We start from the raw sequence: 19,961 nt of genomic DNA, 5'->3' as shown, positions 1-19,961 counted from the left end.
CATGAGAGCCACTTCCTGCCGGGTCGGCGTTGTTTTCGAGCCAGTTCGAGCCGGGTCGGCGTCAGGCCAGGTCGCCGAGCGCCTCGGCCTCGGCCTCCTCGGGGGAGTGGGCGGCGGGGGCGCCGTGCAGGGCGGTGTGGAGGGTGCGGGCGCCGGCCACGAGGACCACGACGCCGACCGCGACCGCGATGCCGCCGAACCAGAACGGCGCCGCGGAGCCCTGGTGCTCGGCGAGCTTGAGGGCGACGTACGGGCCGACCGCGCCGCCGGTGAACCGGACGAAGGAGTACGCCGCCGACGCGACCGGCCGCTCGACGGGGGCGGCGCCCATGACGGCCTCGGTGACCAGGGTGTTGATGACGCCGAGGAAGGCGCCGGCGACGACGATGCCGACGATCACCACGGTGCTCGTCTCGGCGCCGAGCGCCATCGCCAGCAGGTCGAGCGCGAACAGCGCGAGCGCGCCGATCAGCGCGGGCACGGTGCCGACCTTGCGCTGGACCCACGGCGCGAGGACGACGGAGGCCACGGCGAGCAGCACGCCCCAGCCGAAGAAGATCCAGCCGATCTGCATGATCCCGGCCTCCGGCAGGGCGAAGGGGCCGGCGGCGAGCAGCGAGAAGAAGCCGAGGTTGTAGCAGACCGCGACCGCCGCCATCACGGCGAGTGCGGGGTAGGTGAGGGCCTTGAACGGGTCCGCGAGCGTCGTACGACGGGCGGCCGGTGGGGTCGCGGGCAGGAACACCGCGGTCGCGAGGAGGGCGATCGTCATCAGCACCGAGACGCCGAAGAACGGGCCGCGCCACGACTGCTCGCCGAGCAGGCCGCCGACCAGCGGGCCGGAGGCGATGCCGAGGCCGAGGGCCGCCTCGAACAGGATGATCGCCTGCGCCAGCGAGCCCTTCGACGCGCTGACGATCGTGGACAGTGCGGTCGCGATGAACAGTGCGTTGCCCAGGCCCCACCCGGCGCGGAAGCCGATCACGGCGCCGACCGAGCCGGACATGCCGGCCAGGCCGGCGAACACGATGATCAGGACCAGGCCGGTGAGCAGCGTCCTCTTGGCGCCGATCCGGGTCGAGACGACGCCGGTGATGAGCATCGCGACGCCCATCACCGCCATGTAGCTGGTGAACAGCAGCGAGACCTGGCTCGGCGTCGCCTCCAGCTTGGCCGCGATCTCCTTGAGGATCGGGTCGACCAGGCCGATGCCCATGAAGGCGATGACGCAGGCGAAGGCGACGGCCCACACCGCGCGCGGCTGGTGCAGGAACGAGCCGCCCGGTGCGGCGTGGGTGGGGGTGTGCGTGCCGGGGTCGGCGGTGGCGGTCACGAGCTTCCTTCCGTGGTGGGTTCGAGGACGGCCTGGAGCACGGCCACGGCGGTCGCGAGGTCGTCGGTGGAGAGATCGGTACGACGAGCGAGGCGCTGCGAGACGAGCGCGGCGCTGAGCCGCCGGATCCGGGCCAGCTCGGCCCGGCCGGCCCCGGTGAGGTGGACCAGGCTGCTGCGTGCGTCGGCCGGGTTCGGCTCCTTGGTCACCCACCCGGCCTCGACCAGCTGGTTGACCTGGCCGGTCATCGTCGGCTGCGAGCAGCGGTCGATCTGGGCGAGCGCGGTGATCGCGAGCGGACCGGTCTCGTCGAGGACCGAGAGCACCCGGGTGCCGGCCGACGGGGCGTGCTCGCGACGGACGAGCCGGACCAGGCGGGCGGCGTAGACCGTCAGGTCGCTGCTGAGGTCGTCCGCGGCGGGTGTGCTCACGTCCGTCCACATTACATAGGAAACCTATGCAAGTCGAGTGAGGGTGGGGCACGCCACAATGAGTCCATGCCGACCTACGTCGCCTTCCTGCGCGCCATCAACCTCGGGCCGAACCGCAGGTTCGCCAAGGCCGACATCGTCGCCGCGACCGAGGCGGCCGGCGGCACCGACGTGCTGACCCACATCAACACCGGCAACGTGCGGCTGACCACCTCGTTGCGCTCGCGTGCGAAGGTCGAGGCGACCCTGGAGCGGGCCTACCGGGAGCAGGCCGGGTTCGAGGTGCCGACCATCGTGTACACGCCGGACGAGCTGCGCGTCGTCGCGCAGGACGCACGAGAGCTGACCGCGGCCCGGGCCGACCTCGAACGGCACTACGTCTACCTGCTCAAGGAGGAGCCCGACCCCGCCCGGGTCGCCGAGCTGGAGGCGCGCAGCGACGAGGTCAACGCGGCCGTCGTACGACATCGCGCGGTGCACCTGCTGCTCGGACCGGGCTACCAGGCGGGTGGGGTGGACCCGTTCAAGTGCGAGAAGGCGCTGCAGGTGGTGGCCACCAACCGGAACTTCAACGTCGTCACGACGCTGGCCGACAAGTGGTGCTCCTGACCCCCTGTGACACCATGGGACCGTGACGACCGCGAGCCCGGAGAAGGTCGATCCGGGAGTCCAGCAGGACCTCACCCCGGAATCGATCACGCTCGCCGACACCCCGTGGGTGACGGTGGTGTGGAACGACCCCGTGAACCTGATGTCGTACGTCACCTTCGTCTTCCAGAAGCACTTCGGCTACGGCAAGAAGAAGGCCGAGAAGCTGATGATGGAGGTCCACGAGGACGGCAGGTCCGTCGTCAGCAGCGGCACCCGCGAGGAGATGGAGCGCGACGTGCAGGCGATGCACGAGTACGGCCTCTGGGCGACCCTGTCGAAGGCTGAGTAGTGACCTCTGGATTCGTCCGGCACCGTCGGAGCAAGCGCGCCATCGCGACCTTCTCGGTCTTCGAGGCCGACCTGCTGCGCTCGCTGGCCGGCCAGCTCGTCGAGCTGCTGCACAACGAGTCGGCGATCGCCGCCACCGAGCGCGACCCGCTCGAGGCCCTCCTCGACTTCTCCGGTCCGACCACCGAGCCCGACGACCCGGTCCTGCGCCGGCTGTTCCCCAACGCCTACCGGGGCGACGACGAGGCGGCCGGTGAGTTCCGCCGCTACACCGAGGGTGCCCTGCGCGACGGCAAGGCCCGCGCCGCGGGCACCGTGATCGACGTGCTCGAGGAGGCCGGGCTGCCGCCCGAGCCGACCGACGAGGGCATCACCATCGACGTGGAGCTGGAGCCCGAGACCGCGCTGGTCTGGATGCGTTCCCTCACCGACCTGCGCCTGGCCCTCGGCACCCGCCTCGAGGTCGAGGAGGGCGACGAGGGCTACTGGTACTCGCTGCCCGACGACGACCCGCGCGCCCAGGCGCACAACATCTACGAGTGGCTCGGGTTCCTGCAGGAGACGCTGGTCGCCGCGGTGCGTTGAGCGCGGTGCGGGCTCCCGACAGCTGGTCCGGCAGCCGCGACCCACGTGTCAGGCCGCCGGCTTGACCGCCAGCACCGGGCAGTGCGCCTCGAGGATGATCCGCTGCGCGACGCTGCCGAGCAGCAGCTTGCCCACAGGCGTGCGGTGCCGGATGCCGACCACGATCAGCGTGGCGTGCTCCTCGTCGGCCGCGGCGACGACGGCGTCGGCGACGTCGTCGACCACGTCGTGGCGTACGACGACGTCGAGCCCCTCCGCGGCCAGCCGGTCCTGCAACGCGGCGATGTCCGCGTCGTGCGCGAAGCGGCTGTCGACCAGGCTGCTGCCGAGCGTCGCGTTGACCACGACCAGGCGGGTGCGGTCCTTGCGGGCGAGCTCGGCGGCGTGCTCGAGGGCGGCGGCGCCGTACCGGTCCGCGCTGTAGGCGACCACGATGCTCATCGCTCGACCATCTCCTTCTCCTCGGTGTCGGTGCCGGTGCCGGCCGGCGGGGCCGACGGCTTGCGCAGGCCGGCGACGGTCATGGCGACGAGCAGCAGCGCCATCACGACGTAGACGACGACGGCGACCGGCTCGCTCCACAGGGTGCTGACGTCGCCCTGCGAGATCTTCAGTGCGGTGGTCAGCTGGTCCTCGAGCTTCGGGCCGAGGATGACGCCGATGATCAGCGGCAGCACCGGGACGCCGAAGCGGCGCATGAAGAAGCCGAGGACGCCGATCGCCAGCAGAAGGGCCAGGTCGAAGGCCTGGAAGTTCACGCTGTAGGCGCCGAGCGAGGCGAAGAAGAGGATGCCGGCGTACAGGTAGGGCCGGGGGATCCGCAGCAGTCGCGCCCACAGCGGGGCCATCGGCAGGTTGAGGACGAGCAGCAGCGCGTTGGCCACGAACAGGCTGGCCAGCAGGCCCCAGACCAGGTCGGGGTGGTCGTCCATCAGGGTCGGGCCGGTCTGGAAGCCGTAGCCCTGCAGCGCGACCAGCATGATCGCGGCGGTCGCCGTGGTCGGCAGCCCGAGCGCGAGCAGCGGGACCAGGGTGCCGGCGGCCGAGGCGTTGTTGGCGGCCTCCGGGCCGGCGACGCCCTCGATCGCGCCCTTGCCGAACTCCTCGGGGTGCTTGGTGAGCTTCTTCTCGGTCGCGTACGACAAGAAGGTCGGCAGCTCCGCGCCACCGGCGGGCAGCGCACCGAACGGGAAGCCGAAGGCGGTGCCGCGCAGCCACGGCTTCCACGAGCGGCCCCAGTCCTCGCGGCTCATCCACGGCTGGCCGACAGGGATGATCTCCAGCGGCTTGCGGCGCAGGTGGGCGGCGACCCACAGCGCCTCGCCGATCGCGAACAGCGCGACCGCGACGACGACGATGTCGATGCCGTCGGCCAGCAGCGGCTCCCCGAAGGTCAGCCGCGCCTGGCCGGTGCTGGTGCCGACCAGGCCGATCGCGAGGCCGAGGAAGAGCGCGATGAAGCCGCGCAGCTTGGAGGAGCCCAGCACCGCGGTGACGGCGAAGAGCGCCAGCACCATCAGGGCGAAGTACGACGGGGAGCCGAGCGTGACGACGACGTCGGCCACCTGCGGGGTGACGATCCACAGCAGCACCGTCGCGATGCTGCCGGCCACGAACGAGCCGATCGCGGCGGTGGCGAGGGCCTGGGCCGCTCGTCCCGCCTTGGCCATCTTGTTGCCCTCGATCGCCGTGATCACCGACGAGGACTCGCCGGGGGTGTTGAGCAGGATCGAGGTGGTCGAGCCGCCGTACATGCCGCCGTAGTAGATGCCGGCGAACATGATGATCGCGCTGTCCGCGCCGACGCTGTAGGTCACCGGCAGCAGCAGGGCCAGGGTCATCGCCGGCCCGATGCCCGGGAGCACGCCGACAGCGGTGCCGAGCAGCACGCCGAGGGCGGCGAAGAGCAGGTTCTCGGGGGTGAGGGCGGTCTGGAAGCCGTCGAGCAGCAGGTCCATCAGAGCACTCCGTCCAGGATGCCGGCGGGGATCGGGATCCCGAGGCCGACGTAGAAGCCGTACCAGCTGCCGACCGACAGGGCGACGCCCACGGCGATGTCACGCAACCAGCTGCGGCTGCCGAGCACGACGGCCGAGCCGGCGAACAGCAGGGCGCCGGTGATCGCCCAGCCGAGGAAGTCGATCAGCACGATGTTGGCGACCAGCACGAGGGCGAGCAGCCCGACCGTACGGACGTCCGTGCCCTGGGTGAGGTCGATGTCCTCGCCCTCCTCGGCCTCGGGCCGGTCGCCGCGGGCGGTGGCGATCGCGAGCAGGATCCCGAGGACCACGAGGCCGGCGCCGACGACGTACGGCAGCGTGTAGGGCTGGACCGGCTGGTCGGCGAAGCCGTCCTCGAGGCCGGCCGCGTCGAGCAGGACGTAGCCCCCGGCGAGGCCGAGGAAGGCGGCCAGGCCGTACTGCGCCTTGTCGATCAGGGGGGTGGTCGGTGTCGCGCTCATGCGAGTCCCAGCTCCTTCAGGGTGTCGGCGACGCGGTCGTCCTGCTCGGCGAGGAAGTCCTCGAACTCCTTGCCGGTGGCGAAGTTGTCGGTCCAGCCGTTGGCCTCGAGTGCGTCCTTCCACTCGGCCGTGTCGTGCATCTCGGTCAGCAGGTCGGTGAGGTAGTCCCGCTGGGCCTCGGAGATGCCGGGCGGCGCGAGGACCCCGCGCCAGTTGGTGAACACCAGGTCGACGCCGGACTCGGTGAGCGTCGGGGCGTCGATCCCGTCGAGGCGCTCGGCGCCCGAGACCGCGAGGACCCGCAGCTTGCCGTCCTTGATCTGGCCCTCGAACTCGCCGAGGCCGGACATGCCCACGTCGATCTTGGCGCCGAGCAGCGCGGTCGTGAGGGGGCCGCCGCCGTCGTAGGAGATGTAGTTGACCTGCTTCGGGTCGACGCCGATCGTGTCGGCGAGCTGCATCGGGAACAGGTGGTCGGGGCCGCCGTTGCTGGAGCCGCCGCCGACGGTGAGGCCGCCCGGGTCCTTGCGCCAGGCCGCGACCAGGTCGTCGACCGTCTCGAACGGCGAGTCGGCGGGCACCAGGATGCCCTCCTGCTCCTCGACGAGCCGCGCGATCGGCGTCATCTTCAGCGGGGTGGCGCTGGACTTGTTGGTGTAGACCGCGCCGACCACGCCGAGCCCCATGATCATCATGAGGTCGTCGGCGCCCTTCTCGTTGACCAGCCGCTGCATCGCGACGGTGCCGCTGGCACCCTGCACGTTGGTGATCTCGAAGCGACCGGTGAGGTCGTTGTCCTCCATCGCGCGTGCCGCGGCGCGGCCGGTGAGGTCGTAGCCGCCGCCGACGCTGTTGGGGATCATCATCCGCAGCCGCCGGTTGCTCGGGTCGTCCGAGCCGCGGGTGACGCCGCAGCCGCTCGCGACGACCGCGAGCGCCAGCGCGACGAGGAGTGCCGTCAGGACACGCCCTGGGCGATGCATGGGGTACCTCCGGGTTGGGTGGTGAGCGCCGTCACGGGCGATCCGTGCCAGCATGTCCGTGGCCTGTGGCGGCCGTCACGCTTGCGGACGCAAAGGAGGTTGTGGTCGTTGTGGTCACGCCGATGAACCCGCTGCGATGGCGTCGCGGAGAGCTGACCCTGGCGGCGAAGGTGCTGCTCCTGCAGCTCGTCGTGATCGTCGTGCTGCTCACTGCCGTCGGTGTGCTGAGCATCCGCCAGTCCAACGCCGACTTCGCCGACGAGCGCGGCGCGCAGATGCGCTCGCTGGCGGAGTACGTCGCCGTGCAGGACTTCGTGCGGACCGCGCTCGAGGACGTCCGCGGCGGCACCGAGCTGTGGCAGGTCACGGCCGACCTCACGTCGTACGCCGAGCGCGGGGTGCGCCTCTCGGGCGCCACCGACGTCCTCGTCGTGGGTCCCGACGGCACCGTGCTGGCAGCCACCGACGCCAGCCGGGTGGGGAAGCGGGCCGACCTCGGCGGTGCCGACGTGGCGGCCGGGCGGGGCGGCACCGTCGACGTCGAGGCCGGGGGAGAGCGCCGGGTGGCGGCTTTCGCGCCCGTCATCGCGGACCTGCCCGGTGACAACGGTGCCGTCGGCGCCATCGTCGCGGAGGCGGCGTACCCGTCGCTGGGGGACCAGCTCGCCGAGGCCGTGCCCGAGCTGGGCCTCTTCCTGGGGCTCGGCGCCCTGCTGGGCCTGGTCGGCACCTGGCTGGTCGCGCGGATGGTGCGCCGCTCGACGCGGGGCCTCGGCACCACCGAGCTCGCCCACCTGGCCGACCACCGCGAGGCACTGCTGCACGCCATCCGTGAGGGCGTCGTCGGCGTCGGGACCGACGGCCGGGTGACGGCGATGAACGACGCCGCCCGCGCCACGCTCGGCCTCGACGCCGGCCCCGACCCGGTGGGGCGACGGGTCGACGAGCTCGGCCTCGACCCGCACGTCGTGGCGCTGCTGACAGGGGAGGGGGCCGAGGTCCGCGACGCGCTCGCCCTCGTCGGCACCCGGGTGGTCGTGTTCAACCGCGGCGACGCGTCGTCCGGCGGCCGCGGCATCGGCACCGTCACCACGCTCCGCGACCGCACCGAGCTGGTCTCGCTGCAGAGCCAGCTCAGCTCGAACCTCTCGATCACCGACACCCTGCGCGCGCAGACCCACGAGTTCGACAACCGGCTGCACACGATCTCCGGGCTGGTCCAGCTGGGGGAGTACGACGAGGTGGCCGCCCTCGTCGGCACCCTGACCCGGCACCGTGCCGAGGTGGGCGAGCACGTCGCGAAGCGCCTCGCCGACCCCGCGGTCGCGGCACTCGTCGTCGCCAAGCACGCGGTCGCCGAGGAGCGCGGGGTCGCGCTCGAGCTGGATCCCGGGTCCCGGCTGCCCGTCCTCGCGCCCGACGAGAGCGCGGACCTGACGACGGTCCTGGGCAACCTGGTCGACAACGGGGTCGACGCGTGCGCCGGCCGGCCGGACGCGCTGGTCGAGGTGTGGGTGCACGCGGACGAGCGGGCCGTCCACGTCCGCGTCCGCGACAACGGCCCGGGCGTCCCGGACGAGCTGCGGGACGCGATCTTCGTGCGCGGCTTCTCCACCAAGGAGGCGGTCCTCGGCGGGCGGGGGATCGGGCTGCCGCTGGTCCGCCTGATCTGTGCCCAGCGCGGCGGCGAGGTCGTCGTCGACGCCGCCGATCCCGAGGAGGACGGCGACGGCAGCGGCGCCGAGTTCCGGGTGGTCCTCCCGATCGGGAGCGCCGTGGGTCAGGATGGGCAACCGTGAGCCGGGCGCTGAGGGTCCTCGTCGTCGACGACGACTTCATGGTCGCGCGCATCCACGGGCGCTTCGTCGAGCAGACCGACGGCTTCGAGGTCGTCGGCACCGCTCGCACCGGCGGCGAGGCGATCGAGCTCGCGGCCGCCCTGCAGCCCGACCTGGTCCTCCTCGACGTCCACCTGCCCGACCTGTCCGGTCTCGAGGTGCTCGAGCGGCTGCGCGGCCAGTCCCGCGAGCAGGGCCGCGACGTCGCGGTCGTCATGGTCACCGCCGAGCGCGGTGCCGCCGCCGTCCGTGCCGCCCTCCACGGCGGCGCGATGCAGTACCTCGTCAAGCCCTTCGAGTACGACGACCTCGCCGACCGCCTGCGCCGGGTCGCGGCCACGCTGGCCACGCTGCCGGGCGCCGTCGGCCACGACGAGGAGGAGGTCGACCAGGCGACGATCGACCGGGCGTTCGGGGCGGGCCGACAGGCCGTCGTACCGCAGGGACTGCCGAAGGGGCTCAGCCCCGAGACGGCCGACCTCGTCCTCGAGGCGGCGCGGGCCGCGGGGGAGATCTCGGCGTCCGAGACCGCCGACGCGGTCGGGCTCTCGCGGGTCACGGCGCGGCGCTACCTCGAGCACTTCGTCGACATCGGGACGGCCGAGGTCCGGCTGCGGTACGGCGGCACTGGACGGCCCGAACGCAGGTATCGCGTCACGGCATAGGCTTGGTCGTGTGACCGCGATCGACGAGCGTCCGCAGCCGCCGACCACCCCCAGGGCGACCATGGGTGGCGACACCCAGGGCTTCTGGGAGCGCCTCGCGCTGGGCCTGTTCATCGCCGTCCCGTTCCTCGCCTTCCTCGCCGCGATCCCCGTCGCGTGGGGTGGCTGGCTCGGCTGGAGCGACGTCGTGATCACCTTCGTGATGTACGGCCTGACCCTGCACGGCATCACCGTCGGCTTCCACCGGCTCTTCACGCACAAGTCGTTCAAGCCGAACCGGGCCGTGAAGATCACCCTCGCGATCCTCGGGTCGATGGCGATCGAGGGTCCGGTGATCCGCTGGGTCGCCGACCACCGCAAGCACCACAAGTTCTCCGACAAGGACGGCGACCCGCACTCGCCGTGGCGCTACGGCAACAGCCTGCGCGGCCTCACGAAGGGCTTCGTGTGGGCGCACGTCGGCTGGCTGTTCGACCCCGAGCAGACCTCCATCGACAAGTACGCCCCCGACCTCGCCAAGGACCGCGACCTGGTCCGCATCTCCCGCCTGTTCTGGCTGTGGGTGCTCACCTCGATCTTCCTCCCGCCGCTCCTCGGCGCGCTGCTCACCTGGTCGTGGCAGGGCGCGCTCACCGCGTTCTTCTGGGGCACCGTGGTCCGGATCGGCCTGATCCACCACGTCACCTGGTCGATCAACTCGATCTGCCACACCCTCGGCGAGCGCCCGTTCGCCTCGCGCGACTTCTCCGGCAACGTGTGGTGGCTCGCCATCCCGTCGGGCGGCGAGTCCTGGCACAACCTCCACCACGCCGACCCGACCTCCGCGCGGCACGGGGTGAAGCGCTTCCAGCTCGACACCTCCGCCCGCATCATCTGGGTGCTCGAGAAACTGGGCTGGGTGCGCGACGTGCGCTGGCCCACGGCCGAGCGGATCCGGGCCAAGTCCGTCACGCCTGCCGCCTGAGTCCACCGGGCCGGGGCTCGGTGGGGCGGGCTCGGTGGGCGAGGTGGCGGGCGGCTCCACCGCTGTAACACGTGGTTCGCTGCACTACCCGCCCCGAGACCACCCGAATGCCGGGCTGCACGGGGCTGCCAGAGGTGACACGTGGCGGGTGGTGGGGCCAACGACGTGTTACATACGGCACCGGCCCCCCACAGCGGCGAACCACGTGTTACAGCGGCCGGCGCCGCCCCGCCCACCGTCCCGCCACCCGGCCCGATTCCGGTGGAGACCGGCCGACGCCATACCCTTGACCGCGTGTTGCGGATCGACCAGGCGACGTACGACGCCATCGTGGAGCACGCCAAGCGGGACCACCCCGTCGAGGCGTGCGGGATGGTCGCGGGCCCGATCGGGAGCGACCGGCCGGCGCGGCTGATCGAGATGGTGAACGCGGCCGGCAGCCCGACCTTCTACGAGTACGACTCGACCGACCTGCTCCACCTCTACCGCGAGATGGACGACCGCGACGAGGAGCCGGTGGTGATCTACCACTCGCACTCCGCGACCGAGGCGTACCCGAGCGTGACCGACATCAACCTGGCCAGCGAGCCGGGCGCGCACTACGTGCTGGTCAGCACGCGTGAGCACGGGAATAACCCCGGGCCCGTGGAGTTCAGGTCCTACAGAATCGTCGACGGCGCCGTGACCGAGGAAGAGGTCACGATCGCCAGCAGCACCGAAGCAGCAGAGGAGAGCAGCTGACATGGCCATCGAGGTCCGGATCCCGACCATCCTGCGCACCTACACCGGTGGCGAGAAGGCGGTCAACGCCGACGGCGCCACGCTGAGTGCGCTGATCGACTCCCTCGAGGCCAACCACCCCGGCATCAAGGACCGCCTCATCGAGGGCGCCGACCTGCGCCGGTTCGTCAACATCTACATCAACGACGAGGACGTCCGGTTCATCGGCAGCCTCGAGGCCGAGCTCTCCGACGGCGACCAGGTCGTCATCCTGCCGGCGGTCGCCGGCGGCGCTCGCTGAGCCGACACCGGCGATGGTGCGCTACGACAGCCTGCTGACCTCCGTCGGCAACACGCCGCTGGTGGGGCTGCCGCGACTGTCGGCGCCGTTCAACGCGCCCGATTCGCCCGACAGTCCAAGGGTGCGGATCTGGGCCAAGCTCGAGGACCGCAACCCCACCGGCTCGATCAAGGACCGCCCGGCCCTGAAGATGATCGAGGAGGCCGAGAAGGACGGGACCCTGCGCCCCGGCTGCACGATCCTCGAGCCGACGTCGGGCAACACCGGCATCTCGATCGCGATGGCGGCCAAGCTCAAGGGCTACCGCTGCGTGTTCGTGATGCCGGAGAACACCTCCGAGGAGCGGCGCCAGCTTCTGCGGATGTGGGGCGCCGAGATCGTGTCCTCGCCCGCGGCCGGTGGCTCCAACGAGGCCGTGCGCGTGGCCAAGCAGATCGCGGCCGAGCACCCCGACTGGGTGATGCTCTACCAGTACGGCAACGCCGCCAACGCCCTCGCCCACGAGGAGGGCACCGGCCCCGAGCTGCTCGCCGACCTGCCCTCGATCACCCACTTCGTCGCGGGCCTCGGCACCACCGGCACCCTGATGGGCGTCTCCCGCTTCTTCCGCCGCGCCCAGCCGGACGTGAAGATCGTGGCCGCCGAGCCGCGCTACGGCGAGCTCGTCTACGGCCTGCGCAACCTCGACGAGGGCTTCGTGCCGGAGCTGTACGACGCCGAGCTGATCGACAGTCGCTTCTCGGTCGGCCCGCGCGACGCCGTACGCCGCGTCCGCGAGCTGCTCGAGCTGGAGGGCATCTTCGCCGGGATCTCCACCGGCGCGATCCTGCACGCCGCGCTCGGCCAGGCCGCCAAGGCGGTCAAGGCCGGCGAGGCCGCCGACATCGCGTTCGTGGTCGCCGACGGCGGCTGGAAGTACCTGTCCACCGGCGCCTACGAGGGCACCATCGACGAGGCCGAGGACCGGCTCGAGGGCCAGCTCTGGGCCTAGGGTCCACCGCGGGGGCCATGATGGCCCGGTGAGGATCCTCCTGGGCCTGCTGCTCGCCCTCTCCGCCTGGCTGGTCGCACCCGTCGCCCACGCCGACACCCACACCGGCACGACGCAGGTGCGCGCCGAGCAGGACAAGCCGCGCGTGATCCGCTACTCGGTGCGGGTGCGCGGCGAGATCGGCCGCACGACCAGGCGGGAGTTCCGCGTCCTCGCCCAGGAGACGTACGACGACCCGCGCGGCTGGTCCGCCAAGGGCGGGGGCATCCGGTTCGAGCAGGTGAAGCACGGCGGCGCGTTCACGCTGTGGCTCTCCCGCGCCCGCCTGGTGCCCAGCTTCTCCAGCAGCTGCAGCGCGCAGTGGTCGTGCCGGGCCGGGCGCAACGTGATCATCAACCTCGACCGGTGGCGCGGCGCGTCTCCGGCGTGGAACAAGGCGGGCCTCGCGCTGCGCGACTACCAGCACATGGTGGTCAACCACGAGACCGGGCACTGGCTCGGCTACGGGCACGCCTCGTGCCCGCGGCGCGGTGCCCTCGCGCCGGTGATGATGCAGCAGTCCAAGGGCACGGGCGGCTGCCGGCTCAACCCGTGGCCGACGCCGGCCGAGCTCCACCGCCGCTGAGCGAGGGCGTCACTTCCAGGCGAGGTCCTGGTCGCGGTCCCACAGGCTGTCCGGGACCGGGCCGATGCCGAGGATGTCGAGGCTGACGTTGGCGATCTCGCCGTTGCGGATCGGCTGCGGGGACGCGCCGAAGCCCGGGCGGGTGCGGCCGGGCTTCGCCCGGTCGGGGTTCAGTGCGTAGAGGTCGGCGTGGGGGACGCCCGCACCCCAGAACGCGAACGCCACCCGGTAGTCCTCACGGTTGGTCCTGATGCCGTGGTTCCTCGTGCCGGGGATGCCGCCGTGGTCGGAGGTGAGCACGATGACGGTGTTGTTGCGCAGCGAGGGCGTCGACTCCACCTGGGCCATGATCGAGCCGACCAGCTTGTCGACCTGCGCAACCGCCTTGAGGTACGTCGGCGTCATCCACCCGTCGCGGTGACCGATCTGGTCGGGTCGGCCCAGGTGCACGAACGAGAAGGTCGCCGGGTCGCTGGCGAGGTCGGAGCGCAGCGCCTTCACGACCGCGGCGTTCTTCTCGACCTGGATGACGTTCTTGTCGACCGCCTTCGGCCAGGAGCGCTCGAAGAGCCAGAACTTCGACTTCGTCGCGTAGACCGCCGTCGTGCCGCCCGCCTCGTGGACCTGCGTGAACACCGAGTCGACCTCGTGTCCCGCGGCCTGCTGGACGGTCTTGGTCACCGTGTCGTCGTTCCAGGTGACCCCGTGCCCGCCCTTGCTCGCCTTGATCCGGCGCCCGGTGACCATGCTGGTGTGGTTGGGCAGGGTGAGGGTCATCTCGAGCTGGGTGCGGGCGTTGACCGTGCCGGCGCCCTCGTCGCGGATCAGCCGGTTCAGGTTCGGCGCGCCGGTGCGGCCGAGCCTGTTGAGCGCGCGCGGGTTGAGGCCGTCGACCGAGATCGCGATCACGTGCTTCTCGTTGACCCTCGCCGTGTCGGCGCGGTCGGCCGTTGCCGGACCGGGCGCGGCGAGGAAGGAGGCCGCGAGCGCGGCGGCGAGGACGACGGCAGGGCGGCGCAGGTGGGTCACCCGCCCGACCTTACGTGCCGTGCTCCCCGATCCGGGGACCGACGTGATCTCGGTCCCGGAATGCCGACTGCGGGCACGGTGACGCCGTAGTCTGACCGGGTGCGGCAGGTGAATGATCCCGACGTCGGCGTCGGACCGGATCTCGATGCTCCGATCGGGATCTTCGACTCGGGCTTCGGCGGACTCACCGTCGCCCGCTCGGTCATCGACCAGCTGCCCCACGAGTCGATCACCTACGTCGGCGACACGGCCCGCCAGCCCTACGGCCCCAAGCCGATCGGCGAGGTGCGCGAGTACGCCCTGGAGTGCCTCGACCACCTCGTCGACCAGGGCGTCAAGGCCCTCGTCATCGCCTGCAACTCCGCGTCGGCCGCGATGCTCCGCGACGCCCGGGAGCGCTACGACGTCCCCGTGGTCGAGGTGATCTACCCGGCCACCCGACGCGCGGTCGCCGCGACCCGCAACGGCCGGATCGGGGTCATCTCGACGCGCGCGACCGCCGACTCGATGGCCTACGACGACGCCTTCGCGGCGGCTCCCCACATCTCCCTCACCACGCGCGCCTGCCCGCGCTTCGTCGACTTCGTGGAGGCGGGGGTGACCGGCGGCGACGAGCTCATCGCCGTCGCCCACGACTACCTCGACCCGCTGACCGAGCTCGGCATCGACACCCTGATCCTCGGCTGCACGCACTACCCGCTGCTCACCGGCGTCATCTCCTACGTGATGGGCGACGACGTCACGCTGGTGAGCAGCGCGGAGGAGTGCGCCAAGGACGTCTACCGGATGCTGGCCGACTCCGGCCTCATGCGGCCGACCGGCGAGCCGTCGTACACCTTCACGACGACCGGCTCCCCGGCGGAGTTCGAGACGATCGGGCGCCGGTTCCTCGGACCGGAGCTCGTCGCGGCAGGTCAGTTCGCAGGGGGTGTGCGTTGATGGTTGACGAGAACGGTTCCCAGGACGCAGGGGTCGTGGCCCCGGCGACGACGGTGCTGCGGGTGCCACCCGCGCCGAACACGGTGAAGGTGACGATCGTCGGCTGCTCGGGCTCCTATCCCGGACCGGACTCGCCCGCGAGCTGCTACCTCGTCCAGGCCATCGACTCACTGCGCACCTGGAGCCTGGTGCTCGACATGGGCAACGGCGCGCTCGGCGCACTGCAGCGCTACGTCGACCCGCTGCAGGTCGACGCGGTCTTCATCAGTCACCTGCACGCCGACCACTGCGTCGACATGACCAGCTACTACGTGCTGCGCAAGTACCACCCCACGGGCACCCAGCCGAAGATCCCGGTCTGGGGGCCGAAGGGCACCGCCAAGCGGCTGGCGAAGGCCTACGACCTGCCGCGCAAGCCCGGCATGCGCGAGGAGTTCTCCTTCCGCGTCTACTCCGAGCCGATCGAGATCGGCCCGTTCCGCATCGAGCCCTACGAGGTCGACCACCCGGTGCCGGCGTACGGCCTGCGGGTCTCGGCCTTCGGCAAGGTGCTCGCCTACAGCGGCGACACCGGCCCGACCGCGGCGCTGATGGACATCGCCGCCGACGCCGACCTGTTCCTGTGCGAGGCGTCGTTCCGCTCCTGCGACGACAACCCGCCCAACCTGCACCTCACCGGCACCGAGGCCGGCGAGGTCGCCGCCAAGGCCGGCGCCAAGCGGCTCGTCGTCACCCACGTCCCGCCGTGGCACGACGCCGCGACGATGCTCGCCGAGGCCGAGGCGGCCTACGACGGGCCGACCGAGCTCGCCGCGCAGGGCACCGTCTACGAGCTGTAGGCACTGCCGGCTCGGTCTGCCGACTCGAAATGAGCGACGAGCTCCTCGTTGAACCGCGCGCCGATCCGCTGGACCGCATGAGGGCTGCCGTCAAAGAGCACCCGCTTAGCAAGGAGCTCGTCGGCCAGCGCGTCCGCGACCTCCTCGAAGCCCGGCGTGCCGCCGCCGGTGACGACCAGCTTCGGGAACGGGGCCGGCGCCAGCTCCGCGGCGGGCGCGCCCGTCAGCCACGGCCGCTCGGTCGTCAGGTTGCGGATCGCCTCCTCGAGCGGCGGCGGCAGCGGGGACGGCAGGACCAGGTCGATTCCGAGGATCTCGAGGAAGCCGGCGGCGAAGCCCGGCAGGTCGCTGCTGTCGGCTCCCGCCCAATAGGCGCTGAGGGCAGCGATCAGGTCATCGGCCACGGGGCGTCCGGCGCCGTTGGGCATCGCCGGGGGCTCGATCACCGTGAGCGAGCGGACCTGGTCCGGCGCCAAGGCGGCAGCCCGCATCGCCACCACCCCGCCCATCGACGTCCCGACGAGGTGGGCGCCGTCACAGAGGAGCTCGGCGATCTCGGCGGCGTCCCGGTCGGGGTCGATCGTGTCCGTGTGGGGGCTGGGGCTGTACCCGCGGCGGTACGGCGCCACGATCTGGTACCGGTCGGCGAGCACCTTCTGCTCGGCGAAGGCGGTGGCCGCACTGCTCAGGCTCCCGTGCACCATGACCACGCGCGGGCCGGACGTTCCCCAACGCTCGGCGGCGAGATCGCTCACTGCCCGCCCCCGTTCGAGGCGGCGGCGAGCTCGGCGCGGGCGAACACGCCGCGGTCGATACTGAGCTCCCGCGAGGTGAAGCGCCAGCCGTCGGCGGTGCGGACGACGACGTCGCGGTAGATGCCGCTGGCAATGATGTAGGGCGGCTCCTCCACCTGGAGCTTGGTGACGGCGCAGGTGAGGGTGGCGGTGCCGGCCGTGTGGCCGGCGGCGACGACGTGGTTCGTCATCAGGTGACGGGCACCGTCCTCCTTGCCGGCGGCGATGTGGCCCTCGATGAAGGTGCGGATCGCGGCGTGGCCAGCGAAGGTGCCGTAAGTGGCGACGAAGGTCCCGTCGGGAACCCAGGCATCGACCCAGGCGTCGATGTCGTGCTCGTCGAGCGAGCGCATCTGGGCGTTGGAGAGCTCGATGATGGCGAGCTTGTCCTCGAGGGAGAGGGGCATGGCGAATCCTCCTTGTGGGGTGGGCACCGCTGATGCGGTGCGCAGGAGTCTCGTCGTCCGGAGGATGCGCTCCAATCGCCGATGCGAACGGGGGCCAGCAGGTTCGCGAAAGGTGTCGAGCCCGCAGTCCTGCTCAGCGCGAGGTGCTGCGAAGCACCACCGACGGCGACTCGCCGAAGCGCTGCCGGAACCGCGCGGCAAAGTCGCCGAGGTGCAGGAAGCCGCACGCGACGGCGACCGCGGTCACGGTCGTCTCGGCCGGGTCGGACCCGACGAGCAGGAGGTGCGCACGGTCGAGGCGACGCTCGCGAAGCCACTGGCCGGGCGTGGTGCCGAGCTCGCGGTGGAACCCGATCTGCAGGCTGCGAAGCGTCACGCCGCAGTGCGCGGCCACGGCCGACAGGGCGAACTGGTCGGCCAGGTTCTCGAGCATGTAGTCCATCGCCCGCGCGACCCGGTCGGCCGAGGGACTCTGCGCCTTACCCGTCAGGCGTCCGCTGAGGTTGCTCGGGACGGCCAGCAGCAAGGCGTCGATGACGAGCGCCTCGAGCTGGCCGGCGAGCCGGGCGCGACGATCCAGGCCGGAGTCGCTTGCCACCAGGGCCGACGCCTCGATCAGCCCGACGAGGCCGGAGCTGACGTGTGGAGAGGCCAGGTCGAAATGGACCGGGACGGTGTCGGCTGCCCCGACCAGCAACGCCGCGGCGGCTTCGACCCTGGTCCGGTCGAGGCGCACCAGGATCTGGTCGAACTCGTGGCCGATCTCGAGGGTGAAGGGACGGTAGGGGCTGACGACCGACATGGTGCCCGGTTCGAGGAGCGCGGTCGCGCCGCCGTACCCGAAGCGAGCGCGGCCGGCCAGGGGGAGCGCGACGATGAACTCGTCCTGCTCGGGGGAGACCTCGGAGATCGTCACGTCTGCGCCGTAGCTGAGGCGGCTCAGGGCCAGGGCGCCCGACAGGTGGTCGAGGCGGGCGGCGAGGGTCCGGTCACGGCCGAGGATGCGCAGGCGGTGGGGACGCAGCGCCGTCGTGCACGCATCGACAACGGCGTCGACCTCGTCGACGGACTGCAGGAGCGAGGAGCCCGCCACCCGGATGACGTCAGCCATCTCTGTGAGCGACACGGTCCACCTCCTCGGGGTCAGAGTAGGACCGACAGCCGGTGGCGGGACAGGGGCGCTCTGCCGCCGCTCACTCCACCGGGTGTCCCGCGTCCCTGATCGTCAGCGCGATCTGGACCCGGTTGGTGGTCCCCAGCTTCTCGAACAGCTTCGACACGTGCCCCTTCACGGTCGGCACCGACAGGTGCAGCTCTCGGGCGATCTCGGCGTTGGACAGCCCGCGCCCGACGGCGCCGGCGACCTCGAGCTCGCGCTCGGTGAGCCGGTCCAGTCGTCGCTGGGCGTCGGCGGCCCGGCTGTCACCGGACTCGGTGCGGACCCGCTCGATCAGGGTCCGGGTGACGGAGGGGGAGAGCATCGGGTCGCCGTCGGCGACCTTGCGCAGAGCGGCGACGATCTCCGGAGGAGCGGTGTCCTTGAGGAGGAAGCCGTCGGCGCCGGCCGCGAGCGCGCCCACGACGTAGTCGTCGGCGTCGAAGGTGGTCAGCACGATCACCCGCGGCGGCTGGGGGTCGGCGTGCAGAACCCGGGTGGCTGCCAGGCCGTCGAGGACGGGCATCCGGATGTCCATCAAGACGACGTCGGGTCGCAGCTCGCGAGCCAGGGCGATGCCGGCCTTGCCGTCGGGGGCCTCGCCGACGACGGCGATGTCGGACTGCCCACCGAGCATCAGGCTCAGCGCGGAGCGCACCAACGGGTCGTCGTCGACGACGATGACGCGGATCTGGTCGGTCACGACGGGTCCTCTCCCTGGCCGGGCTCGGCAGCCCACGGTAGCCATGCCTGCAGCACGAACACCTCGGCGCCGGCCCGGTCGGTCGCGTGCTCGAAGCGGTGCTCGAGCGTCCCACCGCGCAGCTCGGCCCGCTCGGTGAGCCCGACCAGGCCGAGACCGGCACCCGGGGTCCGGGTCGGACCGAAGCCCAGGGCGTTGCGCAGCACCACGTCGACCCCGTCGGCGGGGGAGCCGCTCACCCGGATCCGCAGGGTGGCCGCGGGCGCGTGCTTGCCGGCGTTGGTGATGCCCTCCTGCACGATCCGGTAGACCGTGCGGCCCACCGCGTCGGGGAGTGGCTCGCCGTCGGCGAGGCCATCGTCGTACTCGATCGCGGCGCCGGCCGCCCGTGCGTCGGCGACCAGCGCGCCGAGATCGCCGTACGTCGGCTGGGGGCCGGTGAGCGGGCCGGTCCCGTTGAAGCCGTCGACGTCGCGGAGCACGCCGAGGACCTCGCGCAGGTCGGTGAGCGCCTCGTGCGCCTTGGCCTGGATGACCGCGACGCTGCTGCGCATCTCGTCGGCCGACAGGTCCTCGCGGTAGGTCAGCGCTCCGGCGTGCATGGAGATCTGCGAGATCCGGTGGGCGAGCACGTCGTGCATCTCGCGCGCGATCCGGGCGCGCTCGTTGGTCCGGGCCTGCGTCGCGCGCAGGTCGCGCTCGGCCTCGGCGGTCTCGGCCCGCTGCCGCAGCGTCCAGATCAGCTCACGGCGCGAGCCGATGTACATGCCCCAGGCGGTGATCGCCAGCACGACGGCGACGGTCACGGACAGGTTGACCCACCACGGGTCGGCCTGGTCGCTCGGCTGGACCGCGTAGTAGACGAGGCTGAACACCACGTTGAGCGCGCCGACGGTGATCACCTGCCACCAGCGGCGGCGGGTCGCCAGCGAGACGGTGGCGAGCGCAGCCGGGCCGGCTGACAGCGAGCTGATCGGGGCCATCAGGATGGTCACCACGGCGATGGTGAAGGGCCAGCGTCGCCGGAACCAGACGAGCACGAAGGCCAGCAGGCCGACGACGAGATCGGCCCAGAACAGCAGTGGGTTCCGGTCGAGCTGGGCGTCCATCACCGGTCCCCAGACCAGCAGCCCGAGCGCGAGGGCCAGGACGTAGCGCCACAGCTGGCTGTACCAGCGCAGGCGCGGTTGGTAGTCGTCCGGCGTGTCCACGGTCCGAGGCTAGGGCCTCGGGGACCCCCGCCGGCAGCGCCCCGGGA

At 71.8% G+C, this 19,961-nt stretch carries 24 protein-coding genes; 12 read left to right on the top strand and 12 right to left on the bottom strand.

The genetic code is table 11. The annotated features are described in order from the left end of the window. Positions 1 to 61: 61 nt before the first annotated feature. A complete protein-coding gene (locus BJ958_RS12410) occupies positions 62 to 1,333 on the bottom strand; it encodes an MFS transporter (RefSeq protein WP_343052663.1) in 1,272 nt (423 codons plus the stop codon). Continuing rightward, a complete protein-coding gene (locus BJ958_RS12405; RefSeq protein ID WP_273520675.1) occupies positions 1,330 to 1,764 on the bottom strand; it encodes a MarR family transcriptional regulator in 435 nt (144 codons plus the stop codon). The genes BJ958_RS12410 and BJ958_RS12405 overlap by 4 nt, the downstream gene beginning before the upstream one ends. A 66-nt stretch (positions 1,765 to 1,830) precedes the next feature. On the opposite strand from BJ958_RS12405, the gene BJ958_RS12400 reads away from it, so the two are divergent. From BJ958_RS12400 to BJ958_RS12390, 3 genes are read left to right on the top strand one after another with little or no spacing between them, the layout of a single operon-like run. Continuing rightward, a complete protein-coding gene (locus tag BJ958_RS12400; protein ID WP_179727105.1) occupies positions 1,831 to 2,373 on the top strand; it encodes a DUF1697 domain-containing protein in 543 nt (180 codons plus the stop codon). Positions 2,374 to 2,395: 22 nt separating this feature from the next. Then, entirely contained in the window at positions 2,396 to 2,704 is a 309-nt protein-coding gene (clpS, locus tag BJ958_RS27330) for an ATP-dependent Clp protease adapter ClpS (RefSeq protein ID WP_141797832.1), read from the top strand. Then, entirely contained in the window at positions 2,704 to 3,288 is a 585-nt protein-coding gene (locus BJ958_RS12390) for a DUF2017 family protein (RefSeq protein ID WP_179727104.1), read from the top strand. Before clpS ends, BJ958_RS12390 begins: the two co-directional genes overlap by 1 nt. A 48-nt stretch (positions 3,289 to 3,336) precedes the next feature. Here BJ958_RS12390 and BJ958_RS12385 read toward each other — a convergent pair whose 3' ends face one another. From BJ958_RS12385 to BJ958_RS12370, 4 genes are read right to left on the bottom strand one after another with little or no spacing between them, the layout of a single operon-like run. Next, positions 3,337 to 3,729: a universal stress protein gene (locus BJ958_RS12385; protein WP_179727103.1), complete on the bottom strand. Its 393-nt coding sequence runs from the start codon at positions 3,727 to 3,729 to the stop codon at positions 3,337 to 3,339. Beyond that, complete coding sequence (locus BJ958_RS12380; protein WP_179727102.1) at positions 3,726 to 5,246, bottom strand: tripartite tricarboxylate transporter permease; 1,521 nt, start codon at positions 5,244 to 5,246, stop codon at positions 3,726 to 3,728. The genes BJ958_RS12385 and BJ958_RS12380 overlap by 4 nt, the downstream gene beginning before the upstream one ends. Next, positions 5,246 to 5,749: a tripartite tricarboxylate transporter TctB family protein gene (locus tag BJ958_RS12375; protein WP_179727101.1), complete on the bottom strand. Its 504-nt coding sequence runs from the start codon at positions 5,747 to 5,749 to the stop codon at positions 5,246 to 5,248. The genes BJ958_RS12380 and BJ958_RS12375 overlap by 1 nt, the downstream gene beginning before the upstream one ends. Beyond that, positions 5,746 to 6,732, bottom strand: a complete 987-nt coding sequence (locus BJ958_RS12370) for a Bug family tripartite tricarboxylate transporter substrate binding protein (RefSeq protein WP_179727100.1) — start codon at positions 6,730 to 6,732, stop codon at positions 5,746 to 5,748. Before BJ958_RS12370 ends, BJ958_RS12375 begins: the two co-directional genes overlap by 4 nt. 122 nt (positions 6,733 to 6,854) lie before the next feature. Between BJ958_RS12370 and BJ958_RS12365 the strand changes: the two genes are divergently transcribed. The 7 genes from BJ958_RS12365 (at position 6,855) to BJ958_RS12335 (ending at position 12,836) form a co-directional block, all read left to right on the top strand. Continuing rightward, positions 6,855 to 8,531, top strand: coding sequence for a sensor histidine kinase (locus BJ958_RS12365; protein WP_179727099.1), 1,677 nt, complete (start codon positions 6,855 to 6,857; stop codon positions 8,529 to 8,531). Next, complete coding sequence (locus tag BJ958_RS12360) at positions 8,528 to 9,235, top strand: response regulator (RefSeq protein WP_343052662.1); 708 nt, start codon at positions 8,528 to 8,530, stop codon at positions 9,233 to 9,235. Before BJ958_RS12365 ends, BJ958_RS12360 begins: the two co-directional genes overlap by 4 nt. 10 nt (positions 9,236 to 9,245) lie before the next feature. After that, a complete protein-coding gene (locus BJ958_RS12355; protein WP_343052661.1) occupies positions 9,246 to 10,199 on the top strand; it encodes an acyl-CoA desaturase in 954 nt (317 codons plus the stop codon). A 294-nt stretch (positions 10,200 to 10,493) separates the two neighbouring features. Continuing rightward, positions 10,494 to 10,940 (top strand): Mov34/MPN/PAD-1 family protein, encoded by a 447-nt coding sequence (locus BJ958_RS12350; protein ID WP_179727098.1) that lies wholly within the window; start codon positions 10,494 to 10,496, stop codon positions 10,938 to 10,940. A gap of 1 nt (position 10,941) precedes the next feature. Then, positions 10,942 to 11,220 (top strand): MoaD family protein, encoded by a 279-nt coding sequence (locus tag BJ958_RS12345; protein ID WP_179727097.1) that lies wholly within the window; start codon positions 10,942 to 10,944, stop codon positions 11,218 to 11,220. A 16-nt stretch (positions 11,221 to 11,236) separates the two neighbouring features. Beyond that, a complete protein-coding gene (locus BJ958_RS12340) occupies positions 11,237 to 12,211 on the top strand; it encodes a PLP-dependent cysteine synthase family protein (RefSeq protein ID WP_179730146.1) in 975 nt (324 codons plus the stop codon). A 28-nt stretch (positions 12,212 to 12,239) separates the two neighbouring features. After that, complete coding sequence (locus tag BJ958_RS12335) at positions 12,240 to 12,836, top strand: DUF3152 domain-containing protein (protein WP_179727096.1); 597 nt, start codon at positions 12,240 to 12,242, stop codon at positions 12,834 to 12,836. A 9-nt stretch (positions 12,837 to 12,845) separates the two neighbouring features. Here the strand turns inward: BJ958_RS12335 and BJ958_RS12330 are convergent, their stop codons facing one another. Beyond that, entirely contained in the window at positions 12,846 to 13,865 is a 1,020-nt protein-coding gene (locus BJ958_RS12330; RefSeq protein WP_179727095.1) for an alkaline phosphatase family protein, read from the bottom strand. 99 nt (positions 13,866 to 13,964) lie between these two features. Here BJ958_RS12330 and murI point away from each other — a divergent pair, with 99 nt between their 5' ends. Both murI and BJ958_RS12320 read left to right on the top strand, forming a co-directional pair. Continuing rightward, positions 13,965 to 14,804, top strand: coding sequence for a glutamate racemase (gene murI / locus BJ958_RS12325; protein WP_343052660.1), 840 nt, complete (start codon positions 13,965 to 13,967; stop codon positions 14,802 to 14,804). Beyond that, positions 14,804 to 15,643: an MBL fold metallo-hydrolase gene (locus tag BJ958_RS12320; protein ID WP_218865723.1), complete on the top strand. Its 840-nt coding sequence runs from the start codon at positions 14,804 to 14,806 to the stop codon at positions 15,641 to 15,643. The genes murI and BJ958_RS12320 overlap by 1 nt, the downstream gene beginning before the upstream one ends. Here the strand turns inward: BJ958_RS12320 and BJ958_RS12315 are convergent. The 5 genes from BJ958_RS12315 to BJ958_RS12295 form a co-directional block, all read right to left on the bottom strand. Beyond that, a complete protein-coding gene (locus tag BJ958_RS12315; protein WP_179727094.1) occupies positions 15,631 to 16,398 on the bottom strand; it encodes an alpha/beta fold hydrolase in 768 nt (255 codons plus the stop codon). The genes BJ958_RS12320 and BJ958_RS12315 overlap by 13 nt on opposite strands. Further along, positions 16,395 to 16,844: a nuclear transport factor 2 family protein gene (locus tag BJ958_RS12310; RefSeq protein ID WP_179727093.1), complete on the bottom strand. Its 450-nt coding sequence runs from the start codon at positions 16,842 to 16,844 to the stop codon at positions 16,395 to 16,397. The genes BJ958_RS12315 and BJ958_RS12310 overlap by 4 nt, the downstream gene beginning before the upstream one ends. Before the next feature lie 133 nt (positions 16,845 to 16,977). After that, positions 16,978 to 17,970 (bottom strand): AraC-like ligand-binding domain-containing protein, encoded by a 993-nt coding sequence (locus tag BJ958_RS12305; RefSeq protein ID WP_179727092.1) that lies wholly within the window; start codon positions 17,968 to 17,970, stop codon positions 16,978 to 16,980. 67 nt (positions 17,971 to 18,037) lie between these two features. Then, positions 18,038 to 18,748 carry a response regulator gene (locus tag BJ958_RS12300; RefSeq protein WP_179727091.1) on the bottom strand — a complete coding sequence of 237 codons (711 nt, stop codon included), beginning with the start codon at positions 18,746 to 18,748 and terminating at the stop codon, positions 18,038 to 18,040. Next, positions 18,700 to 19,914 (bottom strand): histidine kinase, encoded by a 1,215-nt coding sequence (locus BJ958_RS12295; protein WP_179727090.1) that lies wholly within the window; start codon positions 19,912 to 19,914, stop codon positions 18,700 to 18,702. Before BJ958_RS12295 ends, BJ958_RS12300 begins: the two co-directional genes overlap by 49 nt. Between the last annotated feature and the right edge of the window lie 47 nt (positions 19,915 to 19,961).

The organism is Nocardioides kongjuensis (assembly GCF_013409625.1).
Classification (GTDB): Bacteria; Actinomycetota; Actinomycetes; order Propionibacteriales; family Nocardioidaceae; genus Nocardioides; species Nocardioides kongjuensis.
Note: the sequence above shows the minus strand (reverse complement) of the source record. Positions and strands in the feature narration are given on the sequence as shown.